The sequence below is a fragment of the Pantoea anthophila genome (assembly GCF_026104315.1).
In the GTDB taxonomy this organism is placed as follows: Bacteria; Pseudomonadota; Gammaproteobacteria; order Enterobacterales; family Enterobacteriaceae; genus Pantoea; species Pantoea anthophila.
This window is the reverse complement of sequence record NZ_CP110473.1, coordinates 473,124-490,427: the sequence shown is the minus strand read 5'-3', so window position 1 is coordinate 490,427 and position 17,304 is coordinate 473,124. Positions and strand designations below refer to the sequence as shown.

Annotated in this window: 14 protein-coding genes, 2 tRNA genes and 4 rRNA genes; 8 read left to right on the top strand and 12 right to left on the bottom strand. The window is 53.8% G+C overall.

From position 1 onward, the window contains the following. Window positions 1–301 precede the first annotated feature (301 nt). From dusB to OJ965_RS04905, 6 genes are all read left to right on the top strand, one after another. Window positions 302–1,267: a tRNA dihydrouridine synthase DusB gene (gene dusB / locus OJ965_RS04930; RefSeq protein ID WP_009087532.1), complete on the top strand. Its 966-nt coding sequence runs from the start codon at window positions 302–304 to the stop codon at window positions 1,265–1,267. Window positions 1,268–1,290: 23 nt separating this feature from the next. After that, window positions 1,291–1,587: a DNA-binding transcriptional regulator Fis gene (gene fis / locus OJ965_RS04925; RefSeq protein WP_003855228.1), complete on the top strand. Its 297-nt coding sequence runs from the start codon at window positions 1,291–1,293 to the stop codon at window positions 1,585–1,587. Window positions 1,588–2,131: 544 nt separating this feature from the next. After that, window positions 2,132–3,157: an amino acid ABC transporter substrate-binding protein gene (locus OJ965_RS04920; RefSeq protein WP_009087536.1), complete on the top strand. Its 1,026-nt coding sequence runs from the start codon at window positions 2,132–2,134 to the stop codon at window positions 3,155–3,157. 68 nt (window positions 3,158–3,225) lie between these two features. After that, a complete protein-coding gene (locus tag OJ965_RS04915) occupies window positions 3,226–4,404 on the top strand; it encodes an amino acid ABC transporter permease (protein WP_046102627.1) in 1,179 nt (392 codons plus the stop codon). A gap of 15 nt (window positions 4,405–4,419) precedes the next feature. Beyond that, window positions 4,420–5,520: an amino acid ABC transporter permease gene (locus tag OJ965_RS04910; protein WP_420874790.1), complete on the top strand. Its 1,101-nt coding sequence runs from the start codon at window positions 4,420–4,422 to the stop codon at window positions 5,518–5,520. 8 nt (window positions 5,521–5,528) lie between these two features. Beyond that, a complete protein-coding gene (locus tag OJ965_RS04905; protein WP_009087542.1) occupies window positions 5,529–6,290 on the top strand; it encodes an amino acid ABC transporter ATP-binding protein in 762 nt (253 codons plus the stop codon). 277 nt (window positions 6,291–6,567) lie between these two features. Here OJ965_RS04905 and rrf (OJ965_RS04900) read toward each other — a convergent pair. From rrf (OJ965_RS04900) to OJ965_RS04875, 6 genes are all read right to left on the bottom strand, one after another. After that, window positions 6,568–6,683, bottom strand: a 5S ribosomal RNA gene (rrf, locus tag OJ965_RS04900). A gap of 34 nt (window positions 6,684–6,717) precedes the next feature. Continuing rightward, a tRNA-Thr gene (locus OJ965_RS04895) sits at window positions 6,718–6,793 on the bottom strand. 14 nt (window positions 6,794–6,807) lie between these two features. Continuing rightward, window positions 6,808–6,923: ribosomal RNA gene (rrf, locus tag OJ965_RS04890) — 5S ribosomal RNA — on the bottom strand. A 100-nt stretch (window positions 6,924–7,023) separates the two neighbouring features. Next, window positions 7,024–9,927: ribosomal RNA gene (locus tag OJ965_RS04885) — 23S ribosomal RNA — on the bottom strand. Window positions 9,928–10,153: 226 nt separating this feature from the next. Next, window positions 10,154–10,228, bottom strand: a tRNA-Glu gene (locus OJ965_RS04880). 88 nt (window positions 10,229–10,316) lie between these two features. Continuing rightward, a 16S ribosomal RNA gene (locus OJ965_RS04875) occupies window positions 10,317–11,858 on the bottom strand. The 16S, 23S and 5S rRNA genes sit together here with 2 tRNA genes alongside, the layout of an rRNA operon. 491 nt (window positions 11,859–12,349) lie before the next feature. On the opposite strand from OJ965_RS04875, the gene OJ965_RS04870 reads away from it, so the two are divergent. Next, window positions 12,350–12,904, top strand: coding sequence for a gamma carbonic anhydrase family protein (locus OJ965_RS04870; RefSeq protein ID WP_009087543.1), 555 nt, complete (start codon window positions 12,350–12,352; stop codon window positions 12,902–12,904). Here OJ965_RS04870 and OJ965_RS04865 read toward each other — a convergent pair. From OJ965_RS04865 to dprA, 6 genes are read right to left on the bottom strand one after another with little or no spacing between them, the layout of a single operon-like run. Beyond that, the gene (locus OJ965_RS04865) at window positions 12,871–13,128 is read right to left on the bottom strand and encodes a DUF1488 family protein (RefSeq protein ID WP_009087545.1); all 258 of its coding nucleotides are present in this window, start codon (window positions 13,126–13,128) and stop codon (window positions 12,871–12,873) included. The two genes, OJ965_RS04870 and OJ965_RS04865, sit on opposite strands and share 34 nt — an antisense overlap. Continuing rightward, on the bottom strand, window positions 13,125–13,943 hold the full coding sequence (gene aroE, locus OJ965_RS04860) for a shikimate dehydrogenase (RefSeq protein ID WP_265138079.1): 819 nt from the start codon (window positions 13,941–13,943) through the stop codon (window positions 13,125–13,127). Before aroE ends, OJ965_RS04865 begins: the two co-directional genes overlap by 4 nt. A gap of 3 nt (window positions 13,944–13,946) precedes the next feature. Next, complete coding sequence (gene tsaC / locus OJ965_RS04855) at window positions 13,947–14,519, bottom strand: L-threonylcarbamoyladenylate synthase type 1 TsaC (RefSeq protein WP_265138078.1); 573 nt, start codon at window positions 14,517–14,519, stop codon at window positions 13,947–13,949. Between the two features lie 3 nt (window positions 14,520–14,522). Beyond that, window positions 14,523–15,071 carry a DNA topoisomerase family protein gene (locus OJ965_RS04850; protein WP_046100690.1) on the bottom strand — a complete coding sequence of 183 codons (549 nt, stop codon included), beginning with the start codon at window positions 15,069–15,071 and terminating at the stop codon, window positions 14,523–14,525. Window positions 15,072–15,095: 24 nt separating this feature from the next. Next, window positions 15,096–15,569, bottom strand: coding sequence for a DUF494 family protein Smg (gene smg / locus OJ965_RS04845; protein ID WP_009087552.1), 474 nt, complete (start codon window positions 15,567–15,569; stop codon window positions 15,096–15,098). Next, window positions 15,541–16,665: a DNA-protecting protein DprA gene (dprA, locus tag OJ965_RS04840; protein WP_265138073.1), complete on the bottom strand. Its 1,125-nt coding sequence runs from the start codon at window positions 16,663–16,665 to the stop codon at window positions 15,541–15,543. Before dprA ends, smg begins: the two co-directional genes overlap by 29 nt. 115 nt (window positions 16,666–16,780) lie before the next feature. Between dprA and def the strand changes: the two genes are divergently transcribed. Then, window positions 16,781–17,293, top strand: a complete 513-nt coding sequence (gene def / locus OJ965_RS04835) for a peptide deformylase (RefSeq protein ID WP_009087556.1) — start codon at window positions 16,781–16,783, stop codon at window positions 17,291–17,293. The last annotated feature ends 11 nt before the right edge of the window (window positions 17,294–17,304 follow it).

The following is a 17,304-nucleotide window of genomic DNA, read 5'->3' as shown; positions in this document are numbered from 1 at the left end:
AGCCAGCCCGCAGCGTAAGTTGCGGGCTTTTCCAGGCAGGCATGGAGAGTTGTACCGTTAATCACGGCATGTGACGTTTTTTATCTGGCGAATTGCCGTACTTTTCTGGAAAAACTTTTGTTCACAATTTCAGCATAAATTAGTAAATCATTGATATTAAAGTGTAATTAAAAACACACCCGATCATCACCCGGATTTCATTGATCTTTCTTGCTGATTGTTCAAAGTTTGGCCTTTCATCTTCCTGCAAAAATGCGTAATATACGCCGCCTTGCAGACACAGTATGGCCATTCTGACTTCATGCGTATTGGAAACCTCCAGCTGAGAAATCGACTGATTGCGGCGCCTATGGCCGGTATTACCGACAGGCCATTCAGGACGCTGTGTCACGAAATGGGCGCAGGTATGGCAGTTTCTGAGATGTTGTCTTCGAACCCCGAAGTCTGGGCCAGTGACAAATCTCGTTTGCGCATGGTTCACAGTGATGAGCCAGGCATTCGCGCCGTGCAGATTGCCGGTTGCGATCCCAGCGAAATGGCGCAAGCTGCACGCATTAATGTCGAGGCTGGTGCACAGGTTATCGACATCAATATGGGATGCCCTGCCAAGAAGGTTAACCGCAAAATGGCGGGGTCAGCCTTACTGCAATATCCCGCCGTGGTGGAGTCCATTCTCTCCGCAGTGGTTAATGCAGTGAACGTGCCGGTTACGCTGAAAATTCGTACTGGCTGGGATCCTGAAAACAGGAACTGTGTCGCGATTGCCCAATTGGCTGAACGCTGCGGTATACAGGCTCTGACGATACATGGCCGCACTCGTGCCTGCCTGTTCAACGGAGAAGCTGAATATGACAGCATTCGGACAGTTAAGCAGAGTGTTTCCATTCCGATTATCGCGAATGGAGACATAACTGACCCGCATAAAGCCAGAGCGGTGCTCGACTATACAGGGGCCGATGCTCTGATGATAGGACGCGCTGCTCAGGGAAGACCGTGGATCTTCCGGGAAATCCAGCATTATCTGGACACTGGGGAGCTGCTTGCTCCGCTGCCACTGGCAGAGGTCAAGCGCTTGCTTGTTTCGCATATACGTGAGCTGCACGACTTTTACGGTTCAGGCAAGGGATACCGTATAGCGCGAAAGCACGTCTCCTGGTATCTGCAGGAGCACGCCCCGAATGACCAGTTTCGGCGCACATTCAACGCCATTGAGGATGCCAGCGAACAGCTGGAGGCGTTGGAGGCATACTTCGAAAATCTTGCGTAACGAAATAAAGAGCTGAAAGAACTATGTTCGAACAACGCGTAAATTCTGACGTACTGACCGTTTCTACCGTTAACTCACAGGATCAGGTAACTCAAAAACCTTTGCGTGATTCGGTTAAACAGGCACTGAAGAACTATTTTGCTCAACTGAATGGTCAGGATGTGAGCGACCTGTATGAGCTGGTTTTGGCTGAAGTCGAGCAGCCTCTGTTGGACATGGTGATGCAGTATACCCGTGGCAACCAGACCCGCGCTGCCCTGATGATGGGTATCAACCGCGGTACGCTGCGTAAGAAATTGAAAAAATACGGCATGAACTGATTCTGAGTTCTGTCTATTAATCACGCCAGCCTTCGGGCTGGCGTTTTTATTTGTGCGGTATGGCACAAAGCGGTGACCTCAGGGATGAAACAGTTGCCTCTCATATGGTAACTATAGTTGCAATCGCAGACGTGATATTTCGCCCTCTCTTTTTCCTCCTCCCAGCCGGGATTACAGGCTGACCTGAATGCCCTGCCCCCTGACAGCGCCCTTCCGCTCCGGGTGTGTGACTTTCCGCGCATTAAAAAAGTAACGTGTCTCCTTCATACATGCCTGCCTGCGCGAAGGCTCACATTGCTTCCATATAGTGAAACTATTTGCACTAAATGTGATCGGGTCGACTCGCTTTGCTTCCTTTTGGTGCGCCATATTAGCGGAACTTTCTAAGTGCTTCCGATTATTAACCGTTCTTTCATACAAATTCAGGCTCCTGCAAACCTGGCATCAGCTTTGCAGAGTCGTGAATGGCTGACCGCCACAGACAGGAAAACGCACACTAAAGTGCGCAAACATAACAATACGATCCCGCCACACAGGATGCTTTATGAAAAAGATGATGCTCTCTACGCTGATCGCTGCCGCCTCGCTGGTTGCCGTTACTCAGCAAGCACACGCCGGCGCCACACTGGATGCAATTAAGAAAAAAGGTTTTGTTCAATGTGGGATCAGTGACGGCTTGCCGGGCTTCTCCTATGCGGATGCCAGCGGCAAGTTCACCGGTATCGATGTGGATGTGTGTCGGGCAACGGCTGCTGCTGTGTTTGGCGATGCAACCAAAGTGAAATACACCCCACTGACTGCGAAAGAGCGTTTTACCGCGCTGCAGTCAGGCGAAGTGGATGTCCTTTCTCGTAATACCACCTGGACCTCCTCGCGTGATGGCGGCATGGGCTTCCTGTTTGCGGGCGTGAACTACTACGACGGCATCGGCTTCCTGACTCACCAGAAAGCGGGCCTGAAAAGTGCGAAAGAGCTGGATGGCGCGACCGTCTGTATTCAGGCAGGCACCGATACCGAGCTGAACGTCGCGGACTTCTTTAAAGCCAACAAAATGCAGTACACGCCGGTCACCTTCGACCGTTCAGATGAATCAGCCAAAGCGCTGGACAGCGGCCGCTGTGATACCCTGGCTTCTGACCAGTCTCAGCTTTACGCACTGCGCATTAAGCTGGGCAAACCGGACGAATTCATTGTGCTGCCAGAAGTGATCTCCAAAGAACCCCTGGGGCCACTGGTGCGTCGTGGTGATGATGACTGGTTCACCATCGTGAAATGGTCGCTCTTCGCTATGCTGAATGCGGAAGAGATGGGTATCAACTCGAAGAATGTTGATCAGATGACAGCCAAGCCGACCACGCCAGATATGGCGCATCTGCTGGGTGCTGAGGGTGACTTTGGTAAAGATCTGAAGCTGGATAATAAGTGGGCCTACAACATCATCAAGCAGGTGGGCAACTATCAGGAAAGCTTTGATCGTAACGTCGGTAAAGACAGTGCTCTGAAGATCGCACGCGGTCAGAACGCGCTGTGGAACCAGGGCGGTATTCAGTACGCTCCGCCGGTACGTTAACAGACCTCGCCAATCGGGCACCGCCTTCTGCGGTGCCCTGCCACAGCTTTCGTTACTGAGGTTTCAACATGTCACAACGCCCAACCGTGAAAAGGGATTTTTCATTTGGTAATCCCACGGTTCGCGCCTGGATTTATCAGTTCATTGCCGTTATCGCAGTGCTTGGTGTGGTGGGTTATCTGGTGCATAACACCATTATCAACCTTGCCAATCGCGGCATTACATCAGGATTTGGTTTTCTCGAGCGCACTGCCGGTTTCGGTATCGTTCAGCATCTGATTGAGTACACTGAGGACGATACCTACGCGCGCGTGTTTCTGGTTGGCTTAACCAACACGCTGCTGGTCTCGGCACTCTGTATCGTTTTCGCCTCCATTCTCGGATTCGCGGTGGGATTATCCCGCCTTTCTGACAACTGGCTGCTGCGGAAACTCTCGACCATCTATATCGAAACCTTCCGTAATATCCCGCCACTGCTGCAGATCTTCTTCTGGTACTTTGCGGTATTGCGCAATCTGCCTGGCCCACGGCAGGCGCTGAATGCGTTTGACCTAGCCTATGTCAGTAATCGCGGGCTCTATGTACCGTGGCCGACCTATGCTCCGGGGAGCTGGCCGTTTGTTATCGCGCTGCTTCTGGCCGTAGCCATCAGCTATGGTCTCTACCGCTTCAACCGTCAGCATCAGCTGAAAACCGGCGAGTTACGTCGCACCTGGCCTGCCGCCGTTGCGATGCTGATTCTTTTTCCGGTTCTGGCGCATCTTGGGTTTGGCGCCGCAACGCACTGGGATGTGCCGCAGCTGCGCGGATTCAATTTCCGTGGTGGCTCGGTAATGATCCCGGAGCTGGCGGCACTGACGCTGGCCCTGTCGATCTATACCTCGTCGTTTATTGCAGAAGTGATTCGCTCCGGCATCCAGTCGGTACCGCACGGTCAGCACGAAGCCGCACGTTCGCTGGGTCTGCCGAATCCGGTGACGCTGCGTCAGGTGATCATTCCTCAGGCTATGCGCGTGATTATTCCCCCGCTGACCAGTCAGTACCTGAACATCGTGAAGAACTCCTCACTGGCCGCGGCTATCGGATATCCCGATATGGTGTCGCTGTTTGCCGGCTCGGTCCTGAACCAGACCGGCCAGGCCATCGAAACGATTGCTATCACGATGGGCGTGTACCTGATCATCAGCCTGCTAATATCACTGCTTATGAATGTCTACAACCGCAAAATTGCGCTGGTTGAGCGTTAAGAGAACGGGATGACTATGTCTGTAACTACGCATGAAACGACCCCCGTCCCGACGACGCCGGTCAGTCGCGCCTGGCTTTGGGCGCGTAAAAATCTCTTTTCCAGCTGGTTTAACACGTTACTGACGCTGTTGTGCATTTGGATAATCTGGCATGTGATCCCGCCTGCGCTGAACTGGCTGGTCTTTCAGGCTAACTGGATCGGCTCTACCCGCGCCGATTGTACGAAAGAGGGCGCCTGCTGGGTCTTTATCCATGCCCGTTTCGGTCAGTTCATGTATGGCCTCTATCCGCATGAGTTGCGCTGGCGTATCAACCTGGCGCTGATCATTGGCCTGGTGTCGATTGTGCCGATGTTCCTGAAAAGCCTGCCCTTCCGCGGGCGCTATATTGCTGCCTGGGCCGTCATCTATCCGGTGATTATCTGGTTTCTGCTGTATGGCGGCTATCTGGGACTGGAGCGCGTTGAGACACGTCAGTGGGGTGGATTAACGCTGACGCTGATTATTGCATCGGTTGGGATTGCGGGCGCACTGCCGCTGGGGATTCTGCTGGCTCTTGGCCGTCGCTCCCGTATGCCTGTGGTGCGCACGCTGTCGGTTATCTTTATCGAGTTCTGGCGCGGCGTGCCGCTGATTACCGTGCTGTTTATGTCGTCGGTGATGCTGCCGCTGTTTATGTCTGAAGGCACCACCATCGATAAGCTGGTGCGCGCCCTGGTTGGCGTCATTCTGTTTCAGTCCGCCTATGTAGCGGAAGTGGTACGCGGGGGATTGCAGGCGTTGCCGAAAGGTCAGTATGAAGCGGCTGAGTCTCTGGCGCTGGGTTACTGGAAAACCCAGATGCTGGTGATCCTGCCACAGGCACTGAAGCTCACCATCCCCGGGCTGGTAAATACCATCATCGCTCTGTTTAAAGATACCAGCCTGGTCATCATCATTGGTCTTTTCGATCTGTTCAGCAGCGTTCAGCAGGCCACGGTGGACCCCACCTGGCTGGGCATGTCGACCGAAGGCTACGTCTTCGCTGCACTGGTCTATTGGATCTTCTGTTTTAGCATGTCGCGCTACAGCCAGTATCTGGAAAAGCGCTTTCACACCGGGCGTACATCGCACTGAGGTTTTACATGACTGACTCTATGACACACTCTTCCGACGCGTTGATGATTTCGCTTGAGAACGTGAATAAATGGTACGGACAATTCCATGTACTGAAAGACATTAACCTGCAGGTTAAGCCGCGTGAACGCATTGTGCTTTGCGGGCCTTCTGGTTCCGGCAAATCGACCACGATCCGCTGTATTAACCATCTGGAAGAGCATCAGCAGGGACGTATTGTTGTTGACGGTATTCACCTTAACGATGATATCCGTAACATTGAACGCGTGCGCACCGAAGTAGGAATGGTCTTTCAGCACTTTAATCTGTTTCCGCATCTGACGGTCCTGCAGAACTGCACACTGGCCCCGACGTGGGTGAGAAAGATACCTAAAAAAGAAGCCGATGAGCTGGCCATGCACTATCTGCAACGCGTGCGCATTGCGGAACATGCCCATAAATTCCCCGGTCAGCTTTCGGGGGGTCAGCAGCAGCGCGTTGCTATTGCCCGTTCACTCTGCATGAAGCCGAAAATTATGCTGTTTGATGAGCCAACCTCGGCGCTGGATCCGGAGATGGTAAAAGAGGTACTGGATACCATGATTGGTCTGGCAGAGGATGGGATGACCATGCTGTGCGTGACGCATGAGATGGGCTTTGCCCGCACCGTTGCAGACCGTGTGATCTTTATGGATCGCGGTGAGATCGTTGAAATGGCTCCGCCGCAGGAGTTTTTTGCGAATCCTAAATCGGAGCGGACCCGGGCGTTCTTGTCTCAGGTTATTCACTGACCGGCACTACCCCTCGCTATTTACAACCCGGCCTGGTGCCGGGTTTTTTATGGCCCGAATAAAGGTCAGTAAAGGGGTTTCGGGCTGGGCTGGGCTGGGCTGGGCTGGGCTGGGCTGGGCTGGGCTGGGTAGCACAGGAGCACAGGAGCACAGGAGCACAGGCTGAGGCGACGACACTTTTTCTTCCTAATGATAACCGGAAAAGGCGCTACTCCGTTTTCTGCAGCCACAACGAAAAAAGCCCTTCGCATACGCGAAGGGCTCTCTCTTATTTGATGCCTGGCAGTTCCCTACTCTCGCATGGGGAGACCCCACACTACCATCGGCGCTACGGCGTTTCACTTCTGAGTTCGGCATGGGGTCAGGTGGGACCACCGCGCTACAGCCGCCAGGCAAATTCTTTTCTTTACCGAACTCGTGTCTTAACTGGTGCTGATACCCAGAGTCGAACTGGGGACCTCACCCTTACCAAGGGTGCGCTCTACCAACTGAGCCATATCAGCACACTAAATTTGATGCCTGGCAGTTCCCTACTCTCGCATGGGGAGGCCCCACACTACCATCGGCGCTACGGCGTTTCACTTCTGAGTTCGGCATGGGGTCAGGTGGGACCACCGCGCTAAAGCCGCCAGGCAAATCTTGGTGCACGAAACGAAAAATTCTTCGCTTCTGCTTATTCTTTATCCGTCACAAACTGAAAATCATGTCTCTCACAAAACGCCTCTGGCGTTGTAAGGTTAAGCCTCACGGGTCATTAGTACCGGTTAGCTCAACGCATCGCTGCGCTTACACACCCGGCCTATCAACGTCGTCGTCTTCAACGTCCCTTCAGGACCCTCAAGGGGTCAGGGAGAACTCATCTCGGGGCAAGTTTCGTGCTTAGATGCTTTCAGCACTTATCTTTTCCGCACTTAGCTACCGGGCAGTGCCATTGGCATGACAACCCGAACACCAGTGGTGCGTTCACTCCGGTCCTCTCGTACTAGGAGCAACCCCCTCAATTCTCCAGCGCCCACGGCGAGATAGGGACCGAACTGTCTCACGACGTTCTAAACCCAGCTCGCGTACCACTTTAAACGGCGAACAGCCGTACCCTTGGGACCTACTTCAGCCCCAGGATGTGATGAGCCGACATCGAGGTGCCAAACACCGCCGTCGATATGAACTCTTGGGCGGTATCAGCCTGTTATCCCCGGAGTACCTTTTATCCGTTGAGCGATGGCCCTTCCATTCAGAACCACCGGATCACTATGACCTGCTTTCGCACCTGCTCGAGCCGTCACTCTCGCAGTCAAGCCAGCTTATGCCATTGCACTAACCTCACGATGTCCGACCGTGATTAGCTGACCTTCGTGCTCCTCCGTTACTCTTTGGGAGGAGACCGCCCCAGTCAAACTACCCACCAGACACTGTCCGCACCCCGGATCACGGGGCCACGTTAGAACATCAAACATTAAAGGGTGGTATTTCAAGGATGGCTCCACGCAGACTGGCGTCCGCGCTTCAAAGCCTCCCACCTATCCTACACATCAAGGCTCAATGTTCAGTGTCAAGCTGTAGTAAAGGTTCACGGGGTCTTTCCGTCTTGCCGCGGGTACACTGCATCTTCACAGCGAGTTCAATTTCACTGAGTCTCGGGTGGAGACAGCCCGGCCATCATTACGCCATTCGTGCAGGTCGGAACTTACCCGACAAGGAATTTCGCTACCTTAGGACCGTTATAGTTACGGCCGCCGTTTACCGGGGCTTCGATCAAGAGCTTCTCCTTACGGATAACCCCATCAATTAACCTTCCGGCACCGGGCAGGCGTCACACCGTATACGTCCACTTTCGTGTTTGCACAGTGCTGTGTTTTTAATAAACAGTTGCAGCCAGCTGGTATCTTCGACTGGCTTCAGCTCCGGGAGCAAGTCCCTTCACCTACGCGCCAGCGTGCCTTCTCCCGAAGTTACGGCACCATTTTGCCTAGTTCCTTCACCCGAGTTCTCTCAAGCGCCTTGGTATTCTCTACCTGACCACCTGTGTCGGTTTGGGGTACGATTCTGTGTTACCTGATGCTTAGAGGCTTTTCCCGGAAGCAGGGCATTTATCACTTCAGCACCGTAGTGCCTCGTCGTCACGCCTCAGCGTTAAAAGAGTCCGGATTTACCTGGACCCTCCGCCTACACGCTTAAACCGGGACAACCGTCGCCCGGCTGATATAGCCTTCTCCGTCCCCCCTTCGCAGTAACACCGAGTACAGGAATATTAACCTGTTTCCCATCGACTACGCCTTTCGGCCTCGCCTTAGGGGTCGACTCACCCTGCTCCGATTAACGTTGAACAGGAACCCTTGGTCTTCCGGCGAGCGGGCTTTTCACCCGCTTTATCGTTACTTATGTCAGCATTCGCACTTCTGATACCTCCAGCATGCCTCACAGCACACCTTCGACGGCTTACAGAACGCTCCCCTACCCAACAACACATAGTGTCGCTGCCGCAGCTTCGGTGCATGGTTTAGCCCCGTTACATCTTCCGCGCAGGCCGACTCGACCAGTGAGCTATTACGCTTTCTTTAAATGATGGCTGCTTCTAAGCCAACATCCTGGCTGTCTGTGCCTTCCCACATCGTTTCCCACTTAACCATGACTTTGGGACCTTAGCTGGCGGTCTGGGTTGTTTCCCTCTTCACGACGGACGTTAGCACCCGCCGTGTGTCTCCCGTGATAACATTCTCCGGTATTCGCAGTTTGCATCGGGTTGGTAAGCCGGGATGGCCCCCTAGCCGAAACAGTGCTCTACCCCCGGAGATGAGTTCACGAGGCGCTACCTAAATAGCTTTCGGGGAGAACCAGCTATCTCCCGGTTTGATTGGCCTTTCACCCCCAGCCACAGGTCATCCGCTAATTTTTCAACATTAGTCGGTTCGGTCCTCCAGTTAGTGTTACCCAACCTTCAACCTGCCCATGGCTAGATCACCGGGTTTCGGGTCTATACCCTGCAACTTAACGCCCAGTTAAGACTCGGTTTCCCTGCGGCTCCCCTATACGGTTAACCTTGCTACAGAATATAAGTCGCTGACCCATTATACAAAAGGTACGCAGTCACACCACAAGGGTGCTCCCACTGCTTGTACGTACACGGTTTCAGGTTCTGTTTCACTCCCCTCGCCGGGGTTCTTTTCGCCTTTCCCTCACGGTACTGGTTCACTATCGGTCAGTCAGGAGTATTTAGCCTTGGAGGATGGTCCCCCCATATTCAGACAGGATACCACGTGTCCCGCCTTACTCATCGAGCTCACAGCGCGTGTGCTTTTGTGTACGGGAGTATCACCCTGTACCCTGCGACTTTCCAGACGCTTCCACTAACACACATGCTGATTCAGGCTCTGGGCTGCTCCCCGTTCGCTCGCCGCTACTGGGGGAATCTCGGTTGATTTCTTTTCCTCGGGGTACTTAGATGTTTCAGTTCCCCGGTTCGCCTTGCAGCACTATGTATTCATGCTGCAATGATGCACTGAGTGCACCGGGTTTCCCCATTCGGACATCGACGGCTGTAGCGGTTCATATCACCTTACCGTCGCTTTACGCAGATTAGCACGTCCTTCATCGCCTCTGACTGCCAGGGCATCCACCGTGTACGCTTAGTCGCTTAACCTCACAACCCACAGGCGTTTTCACGCTGCAGACTGTAAGCATTTGAGAGACTCGAACATGTCGCCATTTCATTCTTATTACGGAGAATGAACGCGTCATGTCGTTTCAATTTTCAGCTTGTTCCGGATTGTTAAAGAGCAAATATCTCAGACGCGTCTCCCTGCTCGCGCAGCGGAAACGGTTTTGAGATACTGTATGGAGACACCTTTCACCTGTCACCAAGCAGGTGGCGTCCCCTAGGGGATTCGAACCCCTGTTGCCGCCGTGAAAGGGCGGAGTCCTAACCGCTAGACGAAGGGGACACGATAGTGTCACGACTTCGCAGCCGTCCTGCTCATTACTTTTTATCAGACAATCTGTGTGAGCACTGCGCGGGAAGGTATCTTCAGGTAAGGAGGTGATCCAACCGCAGGTTCCCCTACGGTTACCTTGTTACGACTTCACCCCAGTCATGAATCACAAAGTGGTAAGCGCCCTCCCGAAGGTTAAGCTACCTACTTCTTTTGCAACCCACTCCCATGGTGTGACGGGCGGTGTGTACAAGGCCCGGGAACGTATTCACCGTGGCATTCTGATCCACGATTACTAGCGATTCCGACTTCACGGAGTCGAGTTGCAGACTCCGATCCGGACTACGACGCACTTTGTGAGGTCCGCTTGCTCTCGCGAGGTCGCTTCTCTTTGTATGCGCCATTGTAGCACGTGTGTAGCCCTACTCGTAAGGGCCATGATGACTTGACGTCATCCCCACCTTCCTCCGGTTTATCACCGGCAGTCTCCTTTGAGTTCCCGACCGAATCGCTGGCAACAAAGGATAAGGGTTGCGCTCGTTGCGGGACTTAACCCAACATTTCACAACACGAGCTGACGACAGCCATGCAGCACCTGTCTCAGAGTTCCCGAAGGCACCAAAGCATCTCTGCTAAGTTCTCTGGATGTCAAGAGTAGGTAAGGTTCTTCGCGTTGCATCGAATTAAACCACATGCTCCACCGCTTGTGCGGGCCCCCGTCAATTCATTTGAGTTTTAACCTTGCGGCCGTACTCCCCAGGCGGTCGACTTAACGCGTTAGCTCCGGAAGCCACTCCTCAAGGGAACAACCTCCAAGTCGACATCGTTTACGGCGTGGACTACCAGGGTATCTAATCCTGTTTGCTCCCCACGCTTTCGCACCTGAGCGTCAGTCTTCGTCCAGGGGGCCGCCTTCGCCACCGGTATTCCTCCAGATCTCTACGCATTTCACCGCTACACCTGGAATTCTACCCCCCTCTACGAGACTCAAGCCTGCCAGTTTCAAATGCAGTTCCCAGGTTAAGCCCGGGGATTTCACATCTGACTTAACAGACCGCCTGCGTGCGCTTTACGCCCAGTAATTCCGATTAACGCTTGCACCCTCCGTATTACCGCGGCTGCTGGCACGGAGTTAGCCGGTGCTTCTTCTGCGGGTAACGTCAATCGGCGAGGTTATTAACCTCACCGCCTTCCTCCCCGCTGAAAGTACTTTACAACCCGAAGGCCTTCTTCATACACGCGGCATGGCTGCATCAGGCTTGCGCCCATTGTGCAATATTCCCCACTGCTGCCTCCCGTAGGAGTCTGGACCGTGTCTCAGTTCCAGTGTGGCTGGTCATCCTCTCAGACCAGCTAGGGATCGTCGCCTAGGTGGGCCATTACCCCGCCTACTAGCTAATCCCATCTGGGTTCATCCGATAGTGAGAGGCCCGAAGGTCCCCCTCTTTGGTCTTGCGACGTTATGCGGTATTAGCCACCGTTTCCAGTGGTTATCCCCCTCTATCGGGCAGATCCCCAGACATTACTCACCCGTCCGCCACTCGTCACCCGAGGAGCAAGCTCCTCTGTGCTACCGTCCGACTTGCATGTGTTAGGCCTGCCGCCAGCGTTCAATCTGAGCCATGATCAAACTCTTCAATTTAAAGTTTGATTTGCTGAAACGAGTTCAGCGGTGCTCATCTGTAAAACGTCATAATGAATTTCATTATGTGTTCACTCGTGAGGCTTTGATATTTTTGTGCGCCCTAAGGCGCTGATATCAATCCTGCGAGTGCCCACACAGATTGTCTGATAAATTGTTAAAGAGCAGTGCGAACAGTGCGTTAGCGTCCTGTCGCGAGGTGGCGTATATTACGCTTTCCTCCTTCAGAGTCAACCTCTTTTTCAGAAGTTTTTCTCCGGCGGCTCAGTCTCCTGAACCTTCAACCCGTTTACCGTTGCCGGTGTGCCGTGTCGATGGAGGCGCATTATAGGGATCCCGTTTCAGAGCACAACCCTTTTTTTGGATCTTTTTTCTGAACGGTTATAAATGATCCAGATTGATGAGATCACCAGCGATCCAGGCCAGAATAGGCTTGTCAGCTGGCTAAAATCACATCAGGCTGCTGAGAAAACAGAATAAAGGAGAACACAATGACTTCCGCCTTACGTCCTTATAAAGATCGCTTTCCACAAACTGGCCAGCGCGTCATGGTCGATCCAGCAAGTGTTGTGGTGGGTGATGTCATCATGGCCGATGACGTGAGCATCTGGCCGCTGGTCGTCATCCGGGGAGACGTGAATCAGGTTCGCATCGGTGCCCGTACTAATGTGCAGGATGGCAGTGTTCTGCACGTCACGCATAAATCTGCCGCTAACCCGGAAGGCTTCCCGCTGATTATTGGCGAGGATGTCACGGTCGGGCACAAAGCGATGCTGCATGGCTGCACTATCGGCGATCGTGTGCTTATCGGGATGGGCTCGATTCTGCTTGATGGCGTAATAGTAGAAGAAGAGGTCATGATTGGGGCAGGCAGTCTGGTCCCTCCAGGTAAACGGCTGGAGAGCGGCTATCTCTATCTGGGCAGTCCGGTCAGACAGATCAGGCCGCTGAACGACCAGGAGAAGGAAGGATTACGCTATTCGGCGAATAACTATGTCGGCTGGAAAAATGATTACCTGGCGGGAGATAACCAGACCCAGCCCTGAGCATCAACACGCTCCTGACGAATGGCCGCTTCGGCTTCATCTTCGAGATCCCAGCGATGGTGCTGAAACAGCGCCATCGCCTCCCCTTCGCCAAAGCGTGACGTCAGCGACATACGGCTAATCGCACAGATCAACCGCATACCGTTAACCAGTACCGGGAAGCAGACGGCATCCCGTTCAGCATCATAGGTTTCATCGTCAGGAAACTGAATCGCCTGATTCATGGCTGCATAGCCTGTTTCAGCTGAGCAATGACCGGCGCAACTTCCGGCATCACGCCATGCCATATATAGAAGGCATGCGCCGCCTGCCCCACCAGCATTCCCACACCATCCGCCAGAGCGTGCGCTCCCTGCGTCTGACACCAGAGCAGGAAAGGCGTCAGCCCGCTTTGATAGAACATGTCATAGCAGCGTACGCCGGGATGGATCAGCTCCGCAGGTAAAGGGGGTGTTTTCCCCTCTACACCGCTTGAAGTCGCATTGATGATAAGGTCGAAACGCTTGTCCGCCAGTTGATCAAACGCAGCAGCACGGATAGTGCCGCTCTTTGCGAACAGGCCAGCCAGCTCCTCTGCCCGTTCGGCGGTGCGGTTTACCACGGTGAGCGTCACCCCTGACGAAAGCAAAGGATGAATCACACCGCGCGCCGCCCCACCTGCGCCCACCAGCAGAACATTGTCGCCCGCATTGATCATCTTCAGCCGTTCAAGATCGCTTAACAGGCCGATACCATCGGTGTTGTCACCCAGGATCTGCCCGTCGCTGAGCTTTTTTACCGTATTAACGGCGCCGGACAGGGCCGCGCGTTCACTGAGTTGATCGGCAAACTCCCAGGCCTGCTGTTTAAAAGGCAGGGTCACGTTGGCGCCACGACCGCCCTGTGCAAAAAAGGTTGTCAGCGCATCGCGAAATCCGTCAACCGGTGCACAGATCCGGCCATATCGATGCTCGATGCCTGTCTGTTCAGCAAAAGCCTGATGGATCAGCGGAGATTTACTGTGGCTGATCGGATTACCGAAAACGGCGAATTGATCCATGAGTTAACCCTGACGTATAAGTTCGCCGCTGATCACATCGCGGATTTCTGAAGGATTGAGTCGTCCCCCCGTTTTCCCGGACAGAACCGGGAACTCCTCACCAAACTGCTTATACACTTCTTCTGTCGTACGGCAGGGAGGCTGTCCTGACAGATTGGCGCTGGTTGAAACCAGCGGTTTACCAAATGCACGGCAAAGCGCCTGCACATCCGGATGGTCACTGACCCGTATCGCCAGCGAGTCGAACTGTCCGGTCAGCCAGCGGGGCGTCTGGGGAGGAACCGGGACGACAAAGGTCACCGGGCCGGGCCAGCAAGCGAACATGCGCTCACGCTGGATCACAGAGAGTTCGCGATCGGAGATATAGGGTTCAAGCTGGGAATAATCAGCTGCGATCAGAATGAGTCCCTTTTCTACCGGACGCTGTTTCAGCGCCAGCAGCGCCATGACGGCAGATTCACTGTCAGGGTCGCAGCCCAGACCAAATACGGCTTCAGTGGGATAGGCGATGACCGCCTGACGATTCAGCTCTGCTACGCAGCGCTCAAGTGAATCGGCGAGGTGTTGATTTTCCATGATCTATTCATTCTCTTCAGCAATGGCTTTGCCACAACTTTTACTGGCGCAGAAGCGTTTAACCCCCTGCGCTGTCTTTTTTTCAACCAGTAACGGAAACTGACACCAGGCACAGACCCCGGCCACGGGCGTCAGATTGACGACAAACTGGCAGGCGGGATAACGATCACAGGAGTGGAACGTTTTGCCATAACGGGAACGCCGCTGAACCAGCCGGCCTTCATGGCACTGTGGACACGCCAGCGTCGTTTCGTCCGGTTTGTCGATGGTTTCGCTGTAGCCGCATTCAGGATAGTGGCTACAGCCAATAAACATGCCATAACGGCCCTGCCGCAACACTTTATCGGCTCCGCATTCAGGACAGGCGTGGCCCTCCAGCACTTTAACCACATGGCCATCGGCCTGCCCTTTTAAGGGCCGGATGTAGTCACATGCCGGATAGTTGGCGCATCCCAGAAAAGGGCCATGTTTACCCGAGCGGATAACCAGTTCTGCCCCGCAAGCGGGGCAGGGATCCTGTTTACGCACGGTGAAGAGTGCAGCTTTACTCATAGCGATAAATGCATGAAAGGAAATTTAATGCAGCATACCTTCATTGACGTCGAATAGCAGTTCTTCCATCTGCTGATAGGCATTTTCACATCCCGGGATGTTGAACAACACCATCAGCACCACCCATTTGAGGTCCTCCAGATCAAACTCAGAGGTATCCAGCGCCATGACACGTTCGATGACCATCTCACGGGTTTCCAGATTCAGCACCTGAATCTGCTCCAGGAAGAGCAGGAAACCGCGGCTTTCGGCATCTAAACGTTTACTCTCTTCGTCGGTATAAATACGCATAGAGAGCGGATCGTTGGTCAGTAAAATTGGCGCAACCAGTCCTTCCTGATAATCCGCCAGTCTTTCCAGCCAGTTAAGCGCACTGTAAATATCTTCACGATGGAACCCGGCATCCGTCAGGTCATCTGTCAATCTGTCCTGATCAACACCCATTTCTGCTTCGTTGTGGATATAGGTCTCAAACAAGTACATGAGTACGTCGAACATGGCATGCCCTCCTCAATCGGACATAGCCGCCGGGTACAGCTGCGATCCATCCTGCTAACTCCAGTTCCAGCAATTGAGCTGAGATAACTGGCACAGATTGGCCGGCACGTTCAGCGACAACGTCAACAGGTGTAACCTCATCACCTACGTTAGCCAACACATCAGCAAATGGCAATGGAGCATCGTCACCTGGTTCAGAATAAATTTCGTCATCCTGTGTCACAGGCAGCCAGTTCAGTGCCCCAGCCAGATCCTCCAGAATGTTGTTGGGATGTGCCACCAGCAGGGCCCCCTGCTGAATCAGCCAGTTTACCCCTTCGCTTAACGGGTTGCCGAGCGCGCCAGGTAGTGCATAAACATTGCGGTTTTGCTCCAGCGCATAGCGAGCGGTCACCAGTGAACCACTCTTCAGTGAGGCTTCCACCACCAGCACGCCCAGACTCAGGCCACTGATGATCCGATTACGACGCGGAAAGTTGAGCGGATGAGGAATGGTGTTCAGCGGAAACTCAGACACCACGGCACCGCCCTGCTCAACAATCTCTGCGGCAAGGCGGACATGCTGTCGGGGATAGAGCCGCTGCAGCCCGCTGCCTAATATGGCTACCGTTTTGCCGCCGGTACTGAGTGCCGCCTGATGCGCAACGCCATCAATCCCCCGCGCCAGTCCACTGGTGATGGTCAGCCCGCTGAGGCTCAGGTGCCGGGTAAACCATTCGCCCCAGTAACGGCCATTGGGTGAGCCATTCCGGCTGCCCACGACTGCCAGCTGTGGGGTAGTGATAACGGCCGGGTCGCCGTGGATGTAGAGCAGCGGCGGAAAGCGACTGGTTTCCCTGAGCCGGGCAGGATAGGCGGCGTCCAGCGCAGTGATCAGATGATGGGCAGAACTGCGCGCTAACCAGTGCTGCACATCAGTGATCGTTTTTTCAGGCAGATCAGCGTATTGCTGACACTGCACAGCGTCTAACCCCAGCCGCATAAGTTTCCCGCTGTCTGCCGGTGCATCGCCCAGCTGCTGCGCCACGGTCAGCCAGCGCTTTCCTGTCATTCCACACACCGCGGCCAGCCGCAGATACTGCGCTATTTTGTCCATTTGCTGCTCCCTGATTGCCCCGGCTTCCTGCCGCACAATGCTGTCAATCAGGTCTCAGAAAGTCTACAATATGAGGCAGTAATCTTTTCCTAACCGAATACAGATCTGGATATTTATGTCAGTTTTGCAGGTATTACATTTTCCTGACGAGCGCCTTCGCAAAGTCGCCGCGCCCGTTAAAGAAGTTAACGCAGACATTCAGCGTATCGTTGATGATATGTTCGAGACGATGTATGCCGAAGAGGGCATCGGTCTTGCGGCGACGCAGGTCGATATTCATCAGCGCATCATCGTGATTGATGTCTCTGAAAGTCGTGAAGAGCGTTTAGTCCTGATCAACCCTGAGCTGCTGGAAAAAAGCGGTGAAACCGGTATTGAAGAGGGCTGCCTGTCGATTCCGGAACAGCGTGCATTTGTCCCGCGTGCTGAGCGCGTAAAAGTTCGCGCGCTGGATCGTGACGGTAACAGTTTCGAACTGGAAGCCAGCGACTTACTCGCCATCTGTATCCAGCATGAGATCGATCATCTGGAAGGCAAACTGTTTATTGATTATCTGTCGCCTCTGAAGCGTCAGCGGATCAAAACCAGATTAGAGAAACTGGCGCGTCAGAACGCCCAGGCTTCCTGAGATCTTAAAAA